Genomic DNA, 2185 nt, shown 5'->3' with positions numbered 1-2185 from the left:
TAGATGCCGATCTGGACCAATGGCAGGCAGCGTGGAAGCAAGAGTTTCAGGTGGATTTCTTTGCAGCGGTCGATCTGTGCCGAGCCGCAATCCGGCATTTCAAGAATAACGGTGGCGGGCGGATCGTCAATATGGCGAGCCGGGCAGGGCAACGGGGGTACGCGGCCGATACAATGCCTTATGGAGCAGCCAAGGCTGCACTCGTCAACCTGACAAAATCCATAGCCCGCAGTTTTGGCCCCGACGGTGTCGTCGCGACTGCGATCGCGCCGGGCTGGGTACGCACTGAAATGGCCGAAGAATATGTCGCTCGATTTGGTGAAGCAGCAGCCGTTGCTGATATCCCAATCGGTGCTATGGCCAGCCCGTCTGAGATTGCCGAACTCGTCGCTTTCGTCCTTCGACCATCACAGCGTTCATTGAACGGTGCAACCCTTGATGCGAACGGCGGAAGCTACATCCGCTAGCAGCCTCAACGAACAATTCAAAGGAAATGTCTATGAAACGGTTTTCCGGAAGAGTGGCGGTCGTGACGGGTGGGGGCGGGGGCATTGGATCAGCAATCTGTCAGCGCCTGGCAGAAGAAGGAGCCCATGTTGTCGTCACCGACATGAATGCGGTGGCTGCCCAAGAAGTTGTGAATAAGATCGTAACCAATGGCGGTGCAGCCTATGCGATTGAAGCAGACATATCCGACAGCCGATCATGCACCGATCTTATAACCCAAGTAATGAACAAAAGTCGTCGCATCGACATACTGGCTAATAATGCCGGCATCAATCGGCGGGGCAATCTGCTCGCGCTGACGGAGGATGATTGGCACACCAGTTTTGCCGTCAACCTGAATTCGATGTTTTATCTGTGCAGAGCGGTCATTCCTCACATGATCAAGGCGGGAGGCGGAGCAATTGTCAATACAGCTTCGCAATGGGGTCTTTATCCGGCTCCCAACCACATCGCCTATAATGTTACCAAAGCGGCAGTAGCATCGTTTACCCAGAACCTCGCTCGGGATTATGCCCCGTATAAAATACGCGTCAACGCGGTCTGTCCCGGCGAGATTCGCACCCCCATGCTGGAAGCTGGTGTCATGCGCGCTGGCAAGACCGTCGCAGACCTCGATAGGCTTGTACCGTTCGGACGCATCGGTAATCCCGGAGAGGTGGCGGCGCTGGTTGCGTTCCTCGCTTCGGACGAAGCACAGTTCATGTGCGGATCGCTCGTGGAAATTACCGGAGCTCAAGCGGTAGCGTAGCGGGAGAGGCAGAGGCTACTACAAGGTTTTACGCGGCACGAACTCGATAGTCGCGGTCGTCGCCCCAGTCGCTTACCGCATCGCTTGAGCAACGCCGATCCCGTTGTTTCGAGCGCCAAGGCAATTTTTTGAATGTTATCCAAAGAAACATTCCTTTCTCCCGCTCGATGCCGCTGAGGTACTCATCTCTTATCAGTTTTTCCCCAAGGATTCATATTATTCATTGGTTATGTTGCTTGCCGTTCCCGGCACTGGGCACCGCGGGGCCAGTAGTGCTTGGGCTTCCTCGGTCGCATCGATCTCCGTCGGGAGCGGCGACAAATGCTTCTGGCGGGCCTGGCCCATGATCTAGTGCACTCTCGAGCAATAGAGGATGCCGACACTCGATTTGTAGGATCCGCTTCATCCCTACCATGTCGTTAGTGACGACAGAGTCGTCCAGGCGGATTGAGAGGTGGCTCGGTTTGTCTGAACAACTCGGTGCGGTTTGCTAAGTGGATTCCGGCCTCGATTATGCTGCTGCCTTTATTGGCATCAGCGCGTTGAAGTAAGCCTGATCCGGTGTCTGCCGGTCAAGGGATGAATGTGGGCGTCGGGTATTATAAAAACGGAGATACCGGCCGATCCCAGCTCGGGCCTCCGGCACGCTTTTGTAGGCGTGCAGATAGACCTCCTCATATTTGATCGACCGCCAGAGCCGCTCGACAAAGACATTGTCTCGCCATGCGCCGCGACCGTCCATGGAGATGTCGATCTCGGCTTTTTTCAGCACCGCCGTGAAGTCGATGGAGGTGAACTGCGACCCCTGATCCGTATTGAAGATGCCGGGCTTGCCATACAGGGCAAGTGCCTCTTCGACCGCTTCGATACAAAAAGCCGTCTCCATCGTGATCGATAGCCGCCATGATAGAACCCGGCGGCTGAACCAGT

General features: G+C 55.6%; 3 protein-coding genes. 2 read left to right on the top strand and 1 reads right to left on the bottom strand.

Going from position 1 to position 2185, the window contains the following annotated elements:
- Together AAAC48_RS22470 and AAAC48_RS22465 are read left to right on the top strand one after the other, a co-directional pair.
- Positions 1-467: SDR family oxidoreductase (locus tag AAAC48_RS22470; protein WP_340656319.1), on the top strand; the 467-nt coding region annotated here is incomplete at its 5' end.
- Positions 468-499: 32 nt separating this feature from the next.
- Positions 500-1255 (top strand): SDR family NAD(P)-dependent oxidoreductase, encoded by a 756-nt coding sequence (locus AAAC48_RS22465; RefSeq protein WP_340656318.1) that lies wholly within the window; start codon positions 500-502, stop codon positions 1253-1255.
- A 511-nt stretch (positions 1256-1766) separates the two neighbouring features.
- Here the strand turns inward: AAAC48_RS22465 and AAAC48_RS22460 are convergent.
- The coding region (locus AAAC48_RS22460) for an integrase core domain-containing protein (protein ID WP_340656317.1) at positions 1767-2185 on the bottom strand (419 nt) is incomplete at its 5' end.

Source organism: Phyllobacterium sp., assembly GCF_037994405.1.
Lineage (GTDB): Bacteria > Pseudomonadota > Alphaproteobacteria > Rhizobiales > Rhizobiaceae > Phyllobacterium.
This window is presented reverse-complemented; position numbering and strand designations above follow the sequence as displayed.